This is a genomic window from Mycobacterium sp. NGS61 (genome assembly GCF_059812325.1).
The window spans coordinates 689986-707744 of sequence record NZ_JCALCL010000001.1; the positions used below are offsets into that span (position 1 = coordinate 689986).

The 17759-nt window shown below is 68.2% G+C and carries 15 protein-coding genes; 2 read left to right on the forward strand and 13 right to left on the reverse strand.

Annotated elements, in window-relative coordinates:
- Position 1: 1 nt before the first annotated feature.
- The 6 genes from AC5Y3Z_RS03365 to AC5Y3Z_RS03390 form a co-directional block, all read right to left on the reverse strand.
- A complete protein-coding gene (locus AC5Y3Z_RS03365) occupies positions 2–1111 on the reverse strand; it encodes an AraC family transcriptional regulator (RefSeq protein WP_473139242.1) in 1110 nt (369 codons plus the stop codon).
- A 27-nt stretch (positions 1112–1138) separates the two neighbouring features.
- A complete protein-coding gene (locus AC5Y3Z_RS03370; protein ID WP_473139243.1) occupies positions 1139–2419 on the reverse strand; it encodes a fatty acid desaturase family protein in 1281 nt (426 codons plus the stop codon).
- Positions 2420–2506: 87 nt separating this feature from the next.
- Positions 2507–3652, reverse strand: coding sequence for a ferredoxin reductase (locus AC5Y3Z_RS03375; protein ID WP_463828259.1), 1146 nt, complete (start codon positions 3650–3652; stop codon positions 2507–2509).
- A gap of 83 nt (positions 3653–3735) precedes the next feature.
- Positions 3736–4236 carry a DUF6912 family protein gene (locus tag AC5Y3Z_RS03380; protein ID WP_473139244.1) on the reverse strand — a complete coding sequence of 167 codons (501 nt, stop codon included), beginning with the start codon at positions 4234–4236 and terminating at the stop codon, positions 3736–3738.
- Entirely contained in the window at positions 4233–5096 is an 864-nt protein-coding gene (gene ppk2 / locus AC5Y3Z_RS03385; protein ID WP_463828261.1) for a polyphosphate kinase 2, read from the reverse strand. The genes AC5Y3Z_RS03380 and ppk2 overlap by 4 nt, the downstream gene beginning before the upstream one ends.
- Positions 5097–5136: 40 nt before the next feature.
- Entirely contained in the window at positions 5137–6555 is a 1419-nt protein-coding gene (locus tag AC5Y3Z_RS03390; RefSeq protein ID WP_473139245.1) for a WS/DGAT/MGAT family O-acyltransferase, read from the reverse strand.
- 170 nt (positions 6556–6725) lie between these two features.
- On the opposite strand from AC5Y3Z_RS03390, the gene AC5Y3Z_RS03395 reads away from it, so the two are divergent.
- Complete coding sequence (locus AC5Y3Z_RS03395) at positions 6726–7190, forward strand: Rv3235 family protein (RefSeq protein ID WP_463828263.1); 465 nt, start codon at positions 6726–6728, stop codon at positions 7188–7190.
- Positions 7191–7238: 48 nt separating this feature from the next.
- On the opposite strand, the gene secA is transcribed toward AC5Y3Z_RS03395, so the two are convergent.
- The 3 genes from secA to AC5Y3Z_RS03410 all read right to left on the reverse strand — a co-directional run bounded on the left by secA (position 7239) and on the right by AC5Y3Z_RS03410 (position 11777).
- A complete protein-coding gene (gene secA / locus AC5Y3Z_RS03400) occupies positions 7239–10085 on the reverse strand; it encodes a preprotein translocase subunit SecA (RefSeq protein ID WP_463828264.1) in 2847 nt (948 codons plus the stop codon).
- Between the two features lie 66 nt (positions 10086–10151).
- Positions 10152–10835, reverse strand: a complete 684-nt coding sequence (gene hpf, locus AC5Y3Z_RS03405) for a ribosome hibernation-promoting factor, HPF/YfiA family (RefSeq protein ID WP_463828352.1) — start codon at positions 10833–10835, stop codon at positions 10152–10154.
- 309 nt (positions 10836–11144) lie between these two features.
- Entirely contained in the window at positions 11145–11777 is a 633-nt protein-coding gene (locus AC5Y3Z_RS03410; RefSeq protein ID WP_473139246.1) for a ComF family protein, read from the reverse strand.
- Positions 11778–11932: 155 nt separating this feature from the next.
- On the opposite strand from AC5Y3Z_RS03410, the gene AC5Y3Z_RS03415 reads away from it, so the two are divergent.
- Positions 11933–12796 (forward strand): L,D-transpeptidase, encoded by an 864-nt coding sequence (locus AC5Y3Z_RS03415; RefSeq protein ID WP_463828266.1) that lies wholly within the window; start codon positions 11933–11935, stop codon positions 12794–12796.
- 3 nt (positions 12797–12799) lie between these two features.
- On the opposite strand, the gene AC5Y3Z_RS03420 is transcribed toward AC5Y3Z_RS03415, so the two are convergent.
- The 4 genes from AC5Y3Z_RS03420 to mtrB form a co-directional block, all read right to left on the reverse strand.
- Complete coding sequence (locus AC5Y3Z_RS03420; RefSeq protein ID WP_463828267.1) at positions 12800–13303, reverse strand: hypothetical protein; 504 nt, start codon at positions 13301–13303, stop codon at positions 12800–12802.
- Between the two features lie 146 nt (positions 13304–13449).
- Complete coding sequence (locus tag AC5Y3Z_RS03425; RefSeq protein ID WP_463828268.1) at positions 13450–14277, reverse strand: LmeA family phospholipid-binding protein; 828 nt, start codon at positions 14275–14277, stop codon at positions 13450–13452.
- Positions 14278–14302: 25 nt separating this feature from the next.
- Positions 14303–16045 (reverse strand): MtrAB system accessory lipoprotein LpqB, encoded by a 1743-nt coding sequence (gene lpqB, locus AC5Y3Z_RS03430; RefSeq protein ID WP_473139289.1) that lies wholly within the window; start codon positions 16043–16045, stop codon positions 14303–14305.
- A gap of 14 nt (positions 16046–16059) precedes the next feature.
- Positions 16060–17754: an MtrAB system histidine kinase MtrB gene (gene mtrB / locus AC5Y3Z_RS03435; protein WP_473139247.1), complete on the reverse strand. Its 1695-nt coding sequence runs from the start codon at positions 17752–17754 to the stop codon at positions 16060–16062.
- Positions 17755–17759: the final 5 nt, after the last annotated feature.

The window sequence follows — 17759 nt, forward strand, 5'->3', positions numbered from 1 at the left end:
GTCACCGGAAGGCGATCGCGGACGCTGAATCCATAATTCCGGCCACGAACCGTTCCCGGGGCGCCACCGAACGCTGGTAGCGCGCAGGTGTGGTGCCGGTCCAGCGTTTGAACGCAGCGATGAAACTCGTCGCCTCCGCGTAGCCCAGCCGCAGCGCGACATCGTCCACCGACAGCGCACCGGTGGCCAGCAGCTCTTCGGCCAGCACCCGGTGCACTTCCTCAACCAGGTCCCGGAAGGTGGTGTTTTCCTCGGCCAGCCGGCGGCGCAGGGTGCGCTCGCTCATGGCGAGCTGCCGGGCGACGCTGGCGATGGTGTGGGTTTTACCGTCGATCTTGTCGTCCAGAGATGCCAACCGGTCCCGGACCTGCCGGGCCACCCCGGTGCGCTGCCGTCGGCGTTCCAGCAGAGCGGTGCACTGCTGCTCGCAGATGGTCACGCTCATCTCGCTGGCCTGGGGCAACCGGTTTTCCAGTAGCGCGGCCGGCCAGCGCGCCACATTGGCGGGCGCCTGGTATCGCGGGACCACCCCGAATACCTCCCGCACCGCGGTGTCCCCGGACGGCGGGGCCGCACCGGCGAACTCGATCGACATCAGCGGCAGCGGACCGCCCAGCAGCTCGGCCATCACCCGGCCGATCGCCGCGAGGTCGCGGCGCACCAGGAACTCGGCGACGGGACCGGTCAGATCGGGCAGGTCGAGCCGCAGCGCCGCAACCGGTCCCTCCACCGTCACGCTGGGCAGGCCGAAGCCGTAGCTGAGCTCGTAGAACCGGGCGGCGAACCGGACCGCGTCGCCCAGCGTCGAGCTGGTCAGGCAGGCGAACCCGAAGATCCCGAACGAGCCGACGTGGTAACTTCCGCCCACCCGCACCCCGAGGCCGGCCGGGTTGCCCAGCAGGCTCACCAGATTGGTCACCACCGCCAGCTCCTGGCGGCCGACGATCATCCGGCCCGGGTCGTGCAGGTCGGCCTCGGTCAGCCCGGACCCGCGCAGGACATCCTCGACGACGAGCCCGTTCGCGCAACCGAACTCGGTCATCAACGCGACGCTGCCGGTGTTGCGCGGGAAGTCCCAGTGCGACACCTGCTGTCCGGCGAAGACCTGCACGGTCTCCAGTATGGCGGCGCCTACCGGTTATGCGGCCAACTCACCGTTGACCGCCGCTGCGGCGGCACGCTTGGATTGCCGCCACCCGCGCACGGCCGCGATGGCGGATTTCAGCCCGCGGCGGCGGCCGGTCGTCGGGTCGGTCCCGGTGAACTCCGGTTCCAGGCCGACGAACATCCGCTCGCTGCGGGTCTCCGGCGCGTTGTCGGCGTCGTCGCGCAGGTACTTGTCCGGCAACGACAGCTTGGCGATGGTGCGCCACGTCTTGCCGTACTGCACCAGGAACGACCCGGTGGTGTAGGGCAGGTCGTACTTGTCGCAGATCTCGCTGACGCGCAGCGAGATCTCGTGCAGCCGGTTGCTGGGCAGGTCGGGATACAGGTGGTGCTCGATCTGGTGGCACAGGTTGCCGCTCATGAAGCGCAGCAACCAGCCACCCTCGAAGTTGGCGCTACCCAGCATCTGCCGCAGGTACCACTGGCCCTTGGTCTCGCCGACCATGTCCGTCTTGGTGAACTTCTCGGCGCCGTCGGGGAAGTGCCCGCAGAAGATGACGGCGTTGGCCCACACGTTGCGAATCACGTTCGCCGTCGCGTTCGCCTTCAGCGTCGAGGTGTAGGTCGCGCCGGGCGACAGCGAGGTGAGCGCTGGGAACGCGAGGTAGTCCTTGAGCACCTGGCGACCTGCCTTGGCCAGGAATTCGTCGATGCGCTGGCGGGCCTCGCCGTGCTCCATTCGCTTCTTGACGATTTTGCCGATTTCCACGTGCTGCAGGCCGACACCCCATTCGAACAGCAGCGCGAGCAAGGTGTTGTAGACGAGATTCATCAGGTTGAAGCGCTTCCAGCGCTGGTCACGGGTGACCCGCAGCAGGCCGTAGCCGACGTCGTCGTCCATACCCAGGATGTTGGTGTACTTGTGGTGCACGAAATTGTGCGTGTAGCGCCAGTGCTTGGACGACCCGCTCATGTCCCACTCCCAGGTCGAGGAGTGGATCTCCGGGTCGTTCATCCAGTCCCACTGGCCGTGCATGACGTTGTGGCCGATCTCCATGTTCTCGATGATCTTGGCCACACCGAGCGTGGCGGTGCCCGCCCACCATGCCGACCGCCGTTTGCTGGCGGCCAGCATCACCCGCCCGGCCACTTCGAGCGCGCGTTGCGCGGCGATGGTGCGACGGATATAGCGGGCGTCGCGCTGCCCGCGCGAGTCTTCGATGTCCTGGCGGATGGCATCGAGTTCGAAAGCCAGGTTTTCGATGTCGGCGTCGGTCAGATGTGCGAATTCTTCGACGTCGGTGATCGCCATAAGTTCTCCCTGCGTCTGTTGTGCTTAGGGCGTACCCGGGCCTACGCAATAGTAACCTACGACTCCGTAGGTTACCTGTCGGTAACTCTAGATATCGACCACGCAGTCGCCGGATGCGGCCGACACGCAGGTCTGGACGCGATGGCCCGGATCGTGCTCGACGCCGGTGCGCAGGTCACGGACGTGCCCGTCCAGCAACTCCACCACGCACGACTGACAGATGCCCATGCGGCAGCCGAACGGCATCTGCACGCCGGCACCTTCCCCGGCATCCATCACCGACGTCGCCGCATCGGCGGCGACACTCTTGCCGCTGCGGGCGAAGGTCACGGTCCCACCCGCTCCCGCCGGCGCGGCCCTGGACACCGCGAACCGCTCCAGGTGCAGCCGATCACCGACGCCGGCCGCCGACCACGCCTTCTCGGCCTGGCTGAGCATGCCCTCGGGGCCGCAGGCCCAGGTGTGCCGGTCGCGCCAGTCCGGTACCTCGTCGTCGAGCCGGGACAGGTCGAGCCGGCCCCGCGAGCGGGTCTCGCGCACGGACAGGCGATAGCCGGGATGATCGTCGGCCAACCCGGCCAACTCGTCGGCGAACATCACGTCGGAGCCGGTGGGCGCCGAATGCAGGTGTGCGACATCGGTGATCTGGTCGCGGCGCACCAACGTGCGCAGCATCGACATCACCGGCGTGATCCCGGACCCGGCGGTGAGGAAGAGGATGGACGACGGCGCCGGATCCGGCAGCACGAAGTTGCCCTGCGGTGCGGCCAGTCGCACGATGGTTCCCGGTTCGACACCGGCCACCAGGTGGGTGGACAGGAAGCCTTCCGGCATGGCCTTGACGGTGATCGTGATCGTCCGGGCCGAATCGGAACCCGCGGCCGGACTCGAGGTGAGCGAATACGACCGCCAGCGCCAACGCCCGTCGACCAGCAGCCCGATGCCGATGTACTGGCCCGGCTGGTAGTCGAAACTGAAGCCCCACCCCGGCTTGATGACCAGGGTGGCCGAATCCTCGGTCTCGCGGCGGACTTCCAGGATGCGGCCGCGGAGCTCGCGAGCCGACCACAGCGGGTTGGCCAGGTGCAGGTAGTCGTCGGGCAGCAGCGGGGTGGTGATGCGCGCGGCCAGTTGGCGCAGCGCGTGCCAGCCGGGATGCTGCTCGGCCCCGGCAACGCTCGCCCGGGTGGTGTTGACGACCCTGGCGGTGAGCGCCGCGTGCTTTGTGCTCATGAAAAGAAGCTCCTGCTCGTGCTCCGGCCGCGTCTGACCCAACCTACGGTACCGTAAGTTACGGTACCGTAGCCAGAGCGGCGTCACAGTAGCTCGAGCAGGAACGGGAGCTCCTGGTTGGCGTACCAGGCCAGATCATGATCCTGGGCGTCGCCGACGGTCAGCTCGGCATCCTCGTCCCCGAGATCGGCGGCATCGATCACGGCCATCGCCGCCCTGACGGCCGGCTCCGCGTCCGCATTGTCCACATATGCCGCGATTACCCGTTCCAGCCGAATCGACCCGTCGATCCTGACGACCGCGTCGTCCAGATCGGGACGGAAGGCCACCTCATCCACGTCGGCCTCCAGCACCACCCGGCGCAGCGGCAGCGCGCCGTCCTCCGCAGCGGCCAACAGCCGCAGCGAGGCCAGCGCCGCTTCGCGCAGCGCCACCTCGGCAAGCTCGTCGTCGTCGCCCTCGGCATAGGACTCGCGCAACGCCGGGGTGACCGCAAAGGCGGTGCCGTTGACCGGACGCAACGACCCGCCGGCGACGAGCTGCTGCAGCATGCCCAGGGTCGCCGGGATGTGGACCCGTGTCATGACATCAGAGTCGCCACGTGGTCGGTGACGAACTTCTGCAGCTCACGCGCCGGCCGCTGGTAGTTGCCGGTCACCACGGGACGGTCCGGCAGGGTGACCTTCGGGATTTCCACCTCCGAGTAGTTCACGGTCGAGAGCAGGTGGGCCATCATGTTCAGCCGTGCATGCTTCTTGATGTCGGATTCCACCACGTACCAGGGACTGACCGGGGTATCGGTATGCACCATCATCTCGTCCTTGGCGCGCGAGTAGTCCTCCCACCGGTACACCGATTCCAGATCCATCGGGGACAGCTTCCATTGCCGCACAGGGTCATTGAGCCTGGCCTTGAACCGGCGCAACTGTTCGGTATCCGACACCGAGAACCAGTACTTGCGCAACAGGATCCCGTCGTCGATCAGCATCTGCTCGAAGATCGGGGTCTGCCGCAGGAACAGCGCATGCTCGTGCGGTGTGCAGAATCCCATCACCTTTTCGATGCCGGCGCGGTTGTACCACGAGCGGTCGAACAGCACGATTTCGCCTTTGGTGGGCAGATGGGCGATGTAGCGCTGGTAATACCACTGTCCGCGTTCCCGGCCGGTCGGCACCGGCAGCGCGGCGACGTGGGCGATGCGGGGGCTGAGGTATTCGGTGATCCGCTTGATCGCACCGCCTTTGCCCGCGGCGTCGCGGCCTTCGAAGATCACCACCAGCCGGGCACCGGTGTGCCGCACCCATTCCTGCAATTTCACGAATTCGGTTTGCAGCCTGAACAATTCGGCTTCGTAGATGTCGTTGGGGATCTTCTGCACGGTGGGTGCGGCCGACTTCTTCTTCTTCGTCTTCGGCGACGCGCCGGCCTTGTTCGGGGTGCTCACATCAACGGATGTTATCGGTACCCGCCGATTCCGGCCGAAACTAGCGGGAAGCGCCCAGCAGCTCGTCCAGCGACTGCTGCAACAACCCCGGCAGCAGGTCCACGTCGCTCATCGCGTCGCGGTCGGCGTTGATGCCGAAGTAGAGCATGCCGTTGTAGGACGTGACGCTGATGGCCAGCGCCTGGTTGTGCAACAGCGGCGGCACCGCATAGGTCTCCAGCAGCTTCGTGCCGGCGATGTACATCTGCGACTGGGCGCCGGGGGCGTTGGTGATCAGCAGGTTGAACGGTTGGCGCGACAGCGTCGGGAAACTGGTCGCCACCCGGATGCCCATTGCGTGCAGCGTCGGCGGCGCGAAACCGGACAGCGTGACGATGGTGCGGGCGTCCACCAGGCTGGCGGCCGTCGGGTTCGATTCGGTGGCGTGCGCGATCTGGGAGAGCCGGACCACCGCGTTGCCCTCCCCCACCGGCAGATCCACCAGGAACGGGGTCACTTCGCTCATCGCCTGGCCCGGTCCGGACGGGTCGAGCTGGTCGTCGGGATACACCGACAGCGGCGCCATCGCCCGCACCACCGCGGTCTGCGTCACGGCTTCACCGCGCGACATCAACCAGTTGCTCAGGGCACCGGCTATCACCGCCAGCACCACATCGTTGATGTCGCATTCGTAGCGGGCCCGCACCGTCCGGTAGTCGTCGAGCTTGCCCCGGGCGACGGTGAAGCGGCGATTGCGGGACACGGTGGCGTTGAGCGGGCTGCTGGGCGCGGTGCCACGTGCCACGGTGCGCGCGACGTCGAAAACCCGGCGGGCAGAGTCGACGAGCTGACCGGAATTGGTCACCAGCCCCGCGACCGCGGAGCCGACGGCCTGCAATTGGGTACCGGGACCCACCAGCCACTCCCCGATGGCACCCAGCACCAACCGGCTGTGCCCCGGGTCGCGTTCCGGCACCCAGATGTCTTCGGGGAACGGCGGTGCCCGACGCGTCCGGTCGGCGATCACGTGGTTGATCTCCAGGGCGCCCATGCCGTTGATCAACGCCTGGTGCGACTTGGTGTAGAGCGCGAGGCGGTTCTTGGCCAGGCCCTCGACCAGGTACATCTCCCACAGCGGCCGCGACTTGTCCAGCGGCCGGGCAGCCAGGCGGGCGATGAGTTCATGCAGTTGTTCGTCGCTGCCCGGCGACGGCAGGGCCGAGCGCCGAATGTGATACGTGATGTCGAAATCGGCGTCGTCGATCCAGACCGGCCGGGCCATGCCGACCTTGACCTCGCGCACCTTCTGCCGGTAGCGCGGTATCTGCGGCAAGCGCTTCTCGACGGTGGCCAGCAATGTCTCGTAGCTCAGACCCGATCGCGGCCGGCGCAGGATCGACAGCGACCCGACATACATCGGGGTCGCGGTGTTCTCCAGTCGATAGAACGACGCGTCCGCGGTGGACAACCGGGTCACCATTGCCGCAACGCCCTCCTGTTTCGCATTCTGGATATCAGGTCACGCTATCGGCTGGCGGGCGTCTGCGCCGAGCGGGCCTGTGGATGAGGACCGACGAGTGAATACCCAACGGCCCGACCGTCTGACACTCTTCAGGCGCTGCTCGGTCACAAGCGTCTGGAGATGCCCCATTGCCCACTGTCGCCGTCACACCGGTGATCGACTACGAACCCCCGACCCGCGGCCTCCCGCGGTGTGGACCATCATCGCACGCGCCGCCGCGGCCGGCCCGTCCGCGCCCGCAGCGCCAGCCGGACGGCGTGCCGCTGGACGCGCAGATGCGTCAGGCCGCGGTGTTCGCCGACGCCGCGCTGCGTCGGGTGCTCGAAGTCATCGACCGGCGCCGCCCGGCTGGGCAGCTGCGTGCGGTGCTGACACCGGATCTGGTCGACGCCGTACAGGCGGTGAGCCGCACGGTTACCGGACAGGCCGGCGCCGCGGTGCTGCGCAAGATGCGGCTACAGCCCACCGGGGGCTCCGCGGCCGAGGTGTTCGGCTGCTACAGCCGTGGGGAACGGCTGCACGCGATCGCCGGTCGGGTGGAACGGGTGTCCGCGCCGGGACAGTGGCTGGTGGTCGCCCTGCAGATCGGCTGACCGGGCCACCCGTGAGAGTCAGTGCCGGGCAACAACTTTTCCGGATGCTCAGCGCTTCTTCACCGACTTGGGCGGCTTGGCACCGCGTCCCTGCTGGCGCGCAGCAGCCCGCCGTTCCCGACGGCTGCCGCCACTCGCGGCGCCGGCGGTCGTCTTGGCCGCCGCACCACCGTTGCGCTGCACCTGCGCCGACCCGTCCTCCGACGGACCTGAATAGGTCAGCGCGGGTCGGTCGTCGTCGTTGTCGATTCCCTTGGCCCGCAACGTGCTCACCGGTTCCTTGACGGCCGGCGCCGGTTGGCCCGCAGCTTCGTCCGCGGCCTCCGGGCTGCCCAGAGTCGCCAAGCCCTCCGGCGCGTCGACCGGGGTCAGTTCGACCTGCGGGGCGGGCACCGCCTCCACGCTGACGTTGAACAGGAAACCGACCGACTCCTCTTTCATGCCGTCGAGCATGGCCATGAACATGTCGTAACCCTCGCGCTGGTATTCCACCAGCGGGTCGCGTTGAGCCATCGCGCGCAGGCCGATGCCCTCCTTGAGGTAGTCCATCTCGTAGAGGTGCTCGCGCCACTTGCGGTCGATGACGTTGAGCAGCACGTTGCGCTCCAGCTGGCGCATAGCGCCCTCGCCGGCTAGCTGTTCCAGCTCGGCTTCCCTTGCCGCATAACACTTTTCCGCATCGGCGAGCAGCGCCTCGAGCAGTTCTTCGCGGGTCAGGTCGTCGCGGTCGGAGTCGTCGTCGGGGTGCATCAGCGACTCATGGTCGATGCCCACCGGGTAGAGCGTCTTGAGCGCGGTCCACAACGCGTCGAGGTCCCAGTCCTCGGCGTAGCCCTCGCTGGTGGCACCGTCCACGTACGCGGTGATGACGTCGGTCAGCATCTCCTTCGCCTGCTCCTGCAGGTTCTCGCCCTCCAGAATCCGCTTTCGTTCGGCGTAGATGACCTTGCGCTGCTGGTTCATCACCTCGTCGTACTTCAGCACGTTCTTGCGCATCTCGAAGTTCTGCTGCTCAACCTGGGTCTGGGCGCTCTTGATCGCCCGGGTGACCATCTTGGCTTCGATCGGCACGTCGTCGGGCAGGTTCAACCGGGTCAGCAGGCTCTCCAGCGCCGCGCCGTTGAACCGGCGCATCAACTCGTCGCCCAACGACAGGTAGAAGCGCGACTCCCCGGGGTCACCCTGCCGACCGGACCGACCACGCAGCTGGTTGTCGATGCGCCGCGACTCGTGGCGTTCGGTGCCCAGCACGTAGAGACCACCGGCCTCGATGACTTCCTTGGCCTCTGTGGAGGCTTCCTCCTTGACCTTCGGCAGCTCCTGGTGCCAGGCCTCTTCGTACTCCTCAGGCGTCTCGATGGGGTCCAGGCCGCGCTCGCGCAGCCGCTTGTCGGTGAGGAAGTCGACGTTGCCGCCCAGCACGATGTCGGTACCGCGGCCGGCCATGTTGGTGGCCACGGTGATGCCGCCGCGCCGGCCCGCCTCGGCGATGATGCCCGCTTCCTGCTCGTGGTACTTGGCGTTGAGCACGTTGTGCGGGATGCGCCGCTTGGTGAACTGGCGAGACAGGTATTCCGAGCGTTCCACGCTGGTGGTGCCGATCAGCACCGGCTGACCCTTCTCGTAGCGTTCGGAGACGTCGTCGACCACCGCGATGTACTTGGCCTCTTCGGTCTTGTAGATCAGGTCGCCCTGGTCCTCGCGGATCATCGGCTTGTTCGTCGGGATCGGGACCACGCCCAACTTGTAGATCTCGTGCAGCTCGGCCGCCTCGGTCTGGGCGGTACCGGTCATGCCGGCGAGCTTGTCGTACAGCCGGAAGTAGTTCTGCAGCGTGATGGTGGCCAGCGTCTGGTTCTCGGCCTTGATCTCGACATGCTCCTTGGCCTCGATGGCCTGGTGCATGCCCTCGTTGTAGCGCCGGCCGACCAGCACCCGGCCGGTGAACTCGTCGACGATCAGCACCTCGCCGTTGCGGACGATGTAGTCCTTGTCGCGGTTGAACAGCTCCTTGGCCTTCAACGCGTTGTTGAGGTAGCTGACCAGCGGCGAGTTGGCCGCCTCGTACAAGTTGTCGATGCCGAGCTGGTCCTCGACGAACTCCACGCCCTTCTCGTGCACACCGATGGTGCGCTTGCGCAGGTCCACCTCGTAGTGGGTGTCCTTCTGCATCAACGGCGCCAGCCGCGCGAACTCGGTGTACCAGTTGGAGGCGCCGTCGGCCGGACCGGAAATGATCAGCGGGGTCCGGGCCTCGTCGATCAGGATGGAGTCGACCTCGTCGACGATGGCGAAATTGTGCCCGCGCTGCACCAGGTCGTCGAGCGAGTGGGCCATGTTGTCACGCAGGTAGTCGAAGCCGAACTCGTTGTTGGTGCCGTAGGTGATGTCGGCGTTGTAGGCGACGCGGCGCTCCTCGGGCGTCATCTGCGCCAGGATCACCCCGACCTCCAGGCCCAGGAAACGGTGCACCCGGCCCATCCACTCGCTGTCGCGTTTGGCCAGGTAGTCGTTGACGGTGACGACGTGCACACCCTTGCCCGCCAGCGCGTTCAGGTACGCCGGCAACACGCAGGTCAGCGTCTTGCCTTCCCCGGTCTTCATCTCCGCGACGTTGCCCAGGTGCAGCGCGGCCGCGCCCATCACCTGCACGTCGAACGGCCGCTGGTCGAGCACCCGCCACGCGGCTTCGCGGGCCACCGCGAACGCTTCGGGCAGCAGATCCTCGAGGGTCTCGTCTTTGTCCAGACGCTTCCTGAACTCGTCGGTCTTGGCCTTCAATTCGGCGTCGGTGAGTTTCTCCACGTCGTCGGACAACGTGTTGACATAGTCGGCGACCTTCTTGAGGCGCTTGACCATGCGGCCTTCACCGAGGCGCAGCAATCGCGACAGCACAGCTTGTTCCCCTATTGGGTGGGAGTCGTTCGTCTTGAGCGACCCCCATCCTAGGTGACGGGGTGATCAGGCCAATCTGATCAGGCCGTAGTCGTAGGCGTGCCGTCGGTACACCACGGAGGGTCGCTCGGTCTCCTTGTCGAAGAACAAGAAGAAGTCGTGCCCGACGAGCTCCATCTCGTACAACGCGTCGTCGACCGTCATCGGCGTGGCCGGGTGCTCCTTGGTGCGCACCACCCGACCCGGCAGGTGCTCGATGGGTTCGGGATCGACGCCGTCGTGGTCGTGCGGCTCGGCCGGAGCCGAGTTGAAGGCGTTTTCCGGCGGCACTACCGCGGTGGCCTCGGCCAGCGACACCGGGGTCTTGTCGCCGTAGTGCACCTTGCGGCGGTCCTTGCCGCGCCGCAGCCGGCTCTCCAGTTTGACGACCGCGGATTCCAGTGCGGCGTAGAAGCTGTCGGCACAGGCCTCACCGCGCACCGCCGGGCCGCGGCCGCGGGCGGTGATCTCCACGCGCTGACATGCCTTGCGCTGGCGGCGGTTGCGTTCGTGGTCGAGTTCAACATCGAACAGGTAGATGGACTTGTCGAACCGCTCGCAGCGGGCGAGTTTCTGTGACACGTAAAGGCGGAAATGGTCGGGGATCTCAACGTTGCGGCCCTCGAACACGATCTCGGCAGTGGCGGTCGGTTCGGCCTGGTCTTCAGTTCCTGCAGAATCAGCCTTGTCCAGAACCTGCTGGGAATCCACGGAAAGCCTTGACATTCTTGACAACTCGTTTCTCTTTTCACGTCACACGCACTCTGCGTGCCCGGCACTCAGCTACGCGCCGACGGGGTTAGAACGGTTCTGGAGAAGCCACCGTCGCAGGCTGCCCGCCGGAGCTAGAAGTCGAATACTCACCTCCTCCCGCGGGTGTTGCTCAACCTGGCAATACAGCGACTGTGAGTCGGGAATCTGCTTTCGACGTTAGCCCGTGTTCGCCTTACCGTGCCACCCAATTCGCAGACCTGTTGCGAGTTCTTCACGTTCGCCCTGCGGTGACGCCCGGCGCAGCGGTCAGGCCGCCGCGACAGCCAGCACCGCCACCACCGCAACCCCGGCCGCCTGCAGCACCCGAACGGACTCGGCCGCGGTGGCCCCGGTGGTGACGACATCGTCGATGAGCAACACCTCACCGCGCGGTGGCGGCACACGCAACACCACGCGGCCGGCGATGTTGTGTTCCCGCGCCGAGGTGCCCAGGCCCACCGAGTCGCGCACCAGCGCCCGCAGCCGCAACACCTCGGCGACGCGGATGCCGGGATGACCGGCCACCGCCACCCTGGCCAGCCGGGCGACCGGGTCGCCGCCGCGCCGGCGGGCCGCCGACCGCCGCGTCGGCGCGGGGACCACCGTCACCGGGATGTCCACCATCCCCCAGCTCAGCAGCCGGTGCACCGCGACGGCCAGCGCGTACGCCAACGGTGCCACCAGATCGCGGCGGCCGCGCTCCTTGAGCGCCAGGATGGCCTGCCGCCGGGCACCGCGGTACCGGCCCAGCGCGAACACCGGCACCCCGGGGTCCACGCGGGGGCTCACCACCACGGGCTCCCCCGCCGACACCGCCAGCTCGCGGGCACACCCGTCGCACCAGCGCACCGCGGGGGCCCCGCACCCGCCGCACTGCAGCGGCAGCATCAGATCAAGCATGGTCCCAGTGTGGCGCCGAAGACTGACATGTTCGGACGGAGACCGAGCTGTAACCAAACCCTGACCGACTTACCAACGCGCGCTTACCCGTTCGCCGGTGTCGCGCATCCTACGATCCGACCGACAACACAGCAGCAACCAATCGGGAGTGCGCGATGCGGGCGGCAATTCGGTCTCTGTTCGTGGCGATCGGGATTTCCGCGACGGTGTTCACCAGTCCGGCCGGCGTCACGCTGACGGCGGTCAGCACACCGCACAGCGTGTTCGACATCGCCTCGGTGCTACCGGCACGCGGGGCGGTGGTGGGTGTCGCACACCCGGTGGTGGTCACCTTCGGGCATCCCGTCACCGATCGCCAGGCCGCGCAGCGCGCGTTGGACGTGACGGCGACCCCGGCGATGACGGGACGGTTCGAATGGGTCGACAGCCGGGTCGTGCAGTGGGTTCCGGACCGATACTGGCCGGCGCACAGCACCATCGCGCTGTCGGTGGGCGGGCTGCGCACCGAGTTCGCCACCGGACCGAAGGTGGTCGGTGTTGCCGACATCGCGAATCACACCTTCACCGTGCGCATCGACGGCGTCGAGACGGGACCCCCGCCACCGCGGCCGGCACCGCACCACCGGCCGCATTTCGGTGAGGACGGGGTGCTGCCGGCTTCGATGGGCAGACCCGAGTTCGCGACCCCGGTCGGCAACTACACCGTGCTCGCCAAAGACCGCTCGGTGCTGATGGATTCGAGTTCGGTGGGCATCCCGGTCGACGACCCCGACGGCTACCAACTCAAAGTCGACTACGCGGTGCGCATCACCAGCCGCGGTCTGTTCGTGCACTCGGCTCCGTGGGCGGTCCAGTCGATGGGATTGGACAATGTCAGTCACGGCTGCATCAGCCTGAGCCCGGCCGACGCCGAGTGGTACTACGACACCGTCAACGTCGGCGACCCGGTGATCGTGCAGGCGGGCGAGGTCAGGGAAGAAAAGGTCGCCGACACCGTGCGCCAGCTCAAACCGTCGTAACCGTCACCGGGTCGGACCGGCGATGGCAGCGCACCCGGTCGCCGTCAGGGTCGACCCGGTCAGCACAGCGGAGATCGGCTGTTCCTGGGCGAGGGCCACCGGCACCGGCGGGCCCGGCAACACCACCGGATCGGCGGCCAGCGCCGGCGGTGCACTCGTGGGCACCCCCTTGCCCGCACCCGCGGCCTTGCTCAGCGGTGCGGCCGCCAGACCGTCGGCGGGCAGCGCGCCCGCCCCGGCGATCGGCACGATCGGCGCGACCGGCAGCGGCGGCGCGACAGGCGCGAGCGGCACCGCGGGTACGACCGGCGCCAGCGGCACCGGTGCTGCGACGGGGCCCGGCAACGCCATCGGCGCTACCGGCGCGGCCGCCGCGAGCTGGTCGACGCAGCCCGCGCCGCCCGTTCGCAGCGGGGTGGCGGCACCGTCGGGACTCAACGCCAGCGCAGCCCCGCACAGGCCCGCGCTGACCGCAACCGCAACGCTGAAACGCTCCAAGTGCCGCAACGCCGTATCCCCTCATCAATGCCCGCTTCTGCGTGACGATTTCGAACGGTATCGGCGCATACGATCCGGGCAAACACGCGTTGCCGAACCGATACGGAGCTCGTGCCGTGCCGTGATCCGGCCGTTCCCGGCCGGAGATCCGTCCGCTAGTCGGAGCCCCACCACAGCGAGGGCCAGCTGAAGCTGAACGCGCCCTGGCTGAGCCGGGTGAGCAGTTCCTCGAGCGCGCGCAGCGGCAACTGCATCCGCCATTCCGGCAGCAACCCGGACACCTGCAGGGTGTCCGAGGAGAGCTCGACGCCGGTGATCATCAGACCGAGCGGCAGCTCGGGCAACGGCACCTGGTAGGCGGGCGTTCGCACCGGCAGCTTCCACCGGTGCCGGCCGGTCACCACCGCACGCGGCCGCAGCCACAGCGTGCGGCCCGTGACGTCGGCGTCGACCTCCAGCCCGCCCCAGGCCGGCTGCCGGGCCCACCGCAGGCGGGCCGTGCCGTCCTTGCCCAACTCGCTGCGCAGCTGTGGAGCCACCTGCCGCAGCACTCCGTCCAAAACCTCCTCGGAAAGCGCCGTCGACAGGTTTGCCGGAGCCGCCACCACCAGCGGCGGGACACCCGGGCGGATGTGCACGTTGCGCAGCACGGCGACGGCGCTCTGCAGCCGGTTCTCGTCCCATCTGATGTCGCGTGCGGCCACCCGGACCTCGCCCAATTGGCCGACCGGCAGGCCCTGCGGGTCCAGCTCCGACTCCAGTTCGGTCACCGTCAGCACCACGTCGTGATCACCGATGCGAACGGTCACCTCGTTGCCGACGAGCAGTTGCTGCAACGTCGCCAACAGCGTCCGGTAGGGCACCGCGGCCGCCTGCGCGGCACCGGCGCCCACCGACGGCAGGCCCGTCGACGACCACAACGAAGTCAGCGCCTCCAACGCGCGGAACGCTTCATCCCAACGCAGGAACGGAACCTTCGGCATCGCCTCAAAAGCTATGGCAGGGCGCTCAACCCGGCAATACCGGGGCGGCTCCGCCGACCATCAGACCGGCCACCTCCGTCCAACCCTGCTGGTTCTCGGCGGCCGAAGCCGAGTACATCAGCACCCCCTGCGGCCCGGCGACGTACACCGCGGAAGGGTTGGCGGCGATCGCGAACAGCGGGATCTGCAGGCCGCGCGACGGCGCGTCGGAGTTCACCCCGTCGAGGTTGACGTAGGACACCGGGTGCGTGGCGTCGTTGCGGGTCACCACGACGTCGTCGCTCGTTCGCCAGTACAGCGACACCACCGAGGTGCCCAGACCGAAGCCGAGCCGGCGCGGATAGGTCAGCGCGAACTGGCCGGCCTGGGTCTGCTCGACACCGGCCAGGATCACCTGTCCGTCGATCACCATCGCCGCACGGGTGCCGTCGCGGGACAGCTGCAGGTCGGTGATCGGTCCCGGGAAGCGGGCCGAGACCGCGGTGGAATCCACCGGGATGCGGGCCGGCTGACCGGACGCCGGCTCCTGAATGGCGCGCAGCACGATGTTGGCGTCGACCACCACCCACACCGCGTCGTCCAGCGACCAGCTCGGGCGGGTCAGGTTGTGCCCGTCGGCGGACTGCACCGCCTCACCGCCGAGGTCACCGATCCACAGCGACGCGGCCATGTCCGGTGCGCCGCGACGCAGCGTCACCACCGAGGCGACCTGGTGACCGTTGCGCGACAGCGCAGCACCGGTCTGATCGCCCATCCGGCCGAACGCGCCGGCCAGTGGGGCGATGTGCTGCCCGTCCAGGGCCACCATCGAGCCGTTGATCAGGGCATGCAGCCCCGCGCCGGCGCCGTCGGCGACCCCGGGATCGGTGGCCGCGACGTCGGAGGTGGTCCAACCCTGGGCGAACCTGTCCTCGAGCGGGGCGCCGTCGGCGTTGATCACATACGGACCGCGGATGTCGGCCCGGGCCAGCGTCCAGATGATCTGCGCGGCAAGCAATTGCCTGCTGTGCGGATCGGTGGTGGCCAGCTTCTCCAGATCGACCCGGGCGCCGCCGTAACCTTTGCCGATGCCGCTCTTGCCGCCGTCGGCGCGGGTCACCGGTCCGCGCAACCGCAACGGCGGGGCCAACAGGTTGCGCACCGTGTGCGCCATCTCCGGGCGCGGTCCGGCCAGCAGCTTGGAGACCAGTTCGGTGGCCAGCTGGTCGTGGTCGGACACCGCGACGTAGCGCGGGTCGGGCACCACGGTCTTGCCGGTGGGGTCGGCGAAGTACAGGGTGTTGCGCTTGTAGGTGGCCTGGAACTGCTGCCAGTCCAGGAAAACGCCGTTGGGCAGCTTGTCGATGCGCCAGCCGCCCGAGGTCTTGACCAACTCGATCGGACCCGGGTCCGGCAGCTTGCCCTCCGCGGTCTCGAACACCCCGATGTCGGACAGCGAGCCCAGGATGTCGGCCCGCATATTAGCCGAAACCCGTTCGGCGCCGCGGGTTTCGACGAAAACCACATGGTCGATCAGCAGGGCGCTGCCGGCGTCGTCCCAGCCGTTGGACGCCGACTGGGTGAGGAACTGCCGCGCCGCCAGGTGCCGGTTGGACGGGTCGGCGGTGGCCTTGAGGAATTCGCGCAACAGCACGTCGGGATCCATGCCCGGGGTGGGTTTGGGCAGGTTCGACGGCGCCGGACGGTCCACCGTGCCGATGGCCTGCGGCGCCGACGAGCTGGGCACACTTGCGCAACCGGCGAGTAGCAGAGCCGCCAAGACGAGCATCAGCAGTCCCCGCATCAACCGCTCCACTCCGCGTGCTCACGGTGCCGGGTGATCGGTTGCGGGCCGGTCGGGGTGAGCGGCTGCGCCGTCGGCTGCCCGCTGGTCTGCGGGATCGGTTTCATCGGCAACGGGCTGGTGGTCACTTTGTGCCCCCGCACCAGGGGCAGGGTCAGCCGGAAACACGCGCCCTCGCCGGGCTCCCCCCAGGCCTCCAGCCGGCCCTGGTGCAGGCGCGCATCCTCGATGCTGATCGCCAGGCCGAGCCCGGTGCCGCCGGAACGGCGCACCCGCGACGGGTCGGAGCGCCAGAACCGGCTGAACACCAGCTTCTCCTCGCCGGGCCGCAACCCGACGCCGTAGTCGCGCACGGTGACGGCGACGGTGTCCTCGTCAGCCGCCATCCGGATGCGCACCGGCTTGCGCTCGGCGTGGTCGATCGCATTCGCGATCAGGTTGCGCAGGATCCGTTCCACCCGGCGGGCGTCGACCTCGGCGATCACGCCTTCGGTGGGCATGTCCACCAGCAGCTCGATGCCGGCTTCCTCGGCCAGGTGGCCGACGTTGCCCAGGGCGCTGTTGACGGTGGTGCGCAGATCGACGGCCTCGACGGACAACTCGGCGACACCGGCGTCGTGCCGGGAGATTTCCAGCAGGTCGTTGAGCAGGCTCTCGAACCGGTCCAGCTCGTTGACCATCAACTCGGTGGATCGTCGCAACGCCGGATCGAGGTCGTCGGCGTGGTCGTAGATCAGGTCCGCAGCCATGCGCACCGTGGTCAGCGGGGTGCGCAGTTCGTGGCTGACATCGGAGGTGAAGCGGCGTTGCAGGTTGCCGAACTCCTCGAGCTGGGTGATCTGGCGGGACAGGCTCTCGGCCATGTCGTTGAAGGACAGCGCCAGCCGGGCCATGTCGTCTTCGCCGCGCACCGGCATCCGTTCGGACAGGTGCCCCTCGGCGAAGCGCTCGGCGATCCGCGATGCCGAGCGCACCGGATTGACCACCTGCCGGGAAACCAGCAGCGCGATGCCGGCCAGCAGGACCAGCAGCACCACACCGCCGGTCGCCATCGTGCTGCGCACCAGCGAGATGGTGGCCTGCTCGGAGGCCAGCGGGAAGATCAGGTACAACTCCAGGTTGGCCACCCGCGACGACGTCGGACTGCCGACGATCAGCGCCGGCCCGGAGAAGCCCTCGGTGTGCACGGTCGCGTACTGGTATGCGGCCTGGCCCGCCTTGACGAAGCCGCGCAACGCGCTGGGCACCTGATCGACCGGCCCGGCGGTGGACGCCGCGCGCGGCCCGTCGCCGGGCACCATCAGCGCCGCGTCGAAGGCACCGGCCAGCCCCGCGCCGGAGGCGGGGTCGGTCTTCGATGTCAGCGTGTTGCGCGCGAGCTGCAGGCTGCTGTCCAGCGAGCGGGTCTCCTCACCGTTGACGATGCCGGTGACGGTGTTGCGGGCGCGCTCGATCTGATCGATCGCGGCTTTGACCTTGATGTCGAGGACCCGGTTGGTGACCTGGCTGGTCAACACGAAACCCAGCGCCAGGATGACCGCCAGCGACAGGCCGATGGTCAGCGCCACCACGCGCAGCTGCAGCGACCGGCGCCAGACGACGGCAACGGCGCGACTGACGGCGCTCATGCCCCGCGGCAGGGGACCCGAACGCCCCCAACGACCTCGACTACGTCGCGGTGAGCGCCAGATCACGCGTA